General features: G+C 67.8%; 2 protein-coding genes. Both read left to right on the top strand.

Annotated features, from left to right (window positions below; translation table 11 throughout):
* The coding region (locus ACCC94_RS29680; protein ID WP_413353169.1) for a chemotaxis protein CheB at nt 1–538 on the top strand (538 nt) is incomplete at its 5' end.
* 23 nt (nt 539–561) lie between these two features.
* Nucleotides 562–1,268 (top strand): diguanylate cyclase (locus ACCC94_RS29685; protein WP_413353170.1); only part of this gene is annotated, 707 nt, incomplete at its 3' end.

A 1,268-nucleotide genomic window follows, 5' to 3' on the forward strand; every position in this document is an offset into this window, starting at 1 on the left:
CTCCTCGGCCGGCGGCCCGGCGGCGCTGGCGGAGGTCTTCGCGGCGCTGCCGGAGAACTTCCCGGCGGCCATCGTGGTGGTCCAGCACGTCGATGAGGTCTTCGCCGCGGGCATGGCCGAATGGCTGACGACCCAGTCGCGCATTCCGGTGCGCCTGGCGCGCAACGGCGAATCGCCACAGCCCGGCTGCGTGCTGCTGGCCGGCACCAACCACCACATACGCCTGATCAAGGGCGGCGAGCTGACCTATACCGCCGAGCCCAGCAGCCATATCTACCGGCCCTCGATCGACGTGTTCTTCGACAGCGTGGTCGAATACTGGAGCGGCGATGCCGTCGGCGTGCTGCTCACCGGCATGGGCCGCGATGGCGCCGAAGGCCTGAAACACATGCGCGAGCGCGGTTTCCTGACCCTGGCCCAGGACCAGGGCAGCAGCGCCGTGTACGGTATGCCCAAGGCCGCGGCGGCGATAGGCGCCGCGGTAGAGATCCGCCCCCTGGGCGACATCGCCCGCAGACTCGCTGAGGTCTGCGCCTGAGCGCGGGCTACGGAGCCGATTGCATGAATCCTTTGACGAATAATTTCCCCGTGAACACCCCCGGCGATTCCGCTGTCATGGTGCTGCTCGTGGATGATCAGCCGATGATCGGCGAGGCCGTGCGCCGCGCCCTGGCGGATGACCCCAGCATCGACTTCCACTTCTGCTCCGATCCGCACCAGGCCATCGCCCTGGCGATCCAGATCAAGCCCACGGTGATCCTCCAGGACCTGGTGATGCCCGGCGCCGACGGCCTCTCGCTGGTGCGCGAGTACCGCGCCAACCCGGCCACCCGCGACCTGCCGATCATCGTCCTGTCGACCAAGGAAGACCCGGCGGTGAAGAGCGCGGCGTTCGGCGCCGGTGCCAACGACTACCTGGTCAAGCTGCCCGACGCCATCGAGCTGATCGCGCGCGTGCGCTACCACTCGCGCTCCTACCTCGCCCTGCTGCAACGCGACGAAGCCTACCGGGCCCTGCGCGAGAGCCAGCAGCAGCTGCTGGAGACCAACCTGGTGCTGCAGCGGCTGATGAACTCCGACGGCCTCACCGGGCTGTCCAACCGCCGGCATTTCGACGAATACCTGGAAATGGAGTGGCGCCGCAGCCAGCGCGAGCAGGTGCAGCTGTCGATCCTGTTGATCGACGTCGACCACTTCAAGGCCTACAACGACACCTTCGGCCACGTGCAGGGCGACGAGGCCCTGCGCCAGGTCGCCGGCCAGACTAA

The organism is Pseudomonas sp. Pseusp97, assembly GCF_047304025.1.
GTDB lineage: Bacteria > Pseudomonadota > Gammaproteobacteria > Pseudomonadales > Pseudomonadaceae > Pseudomonas.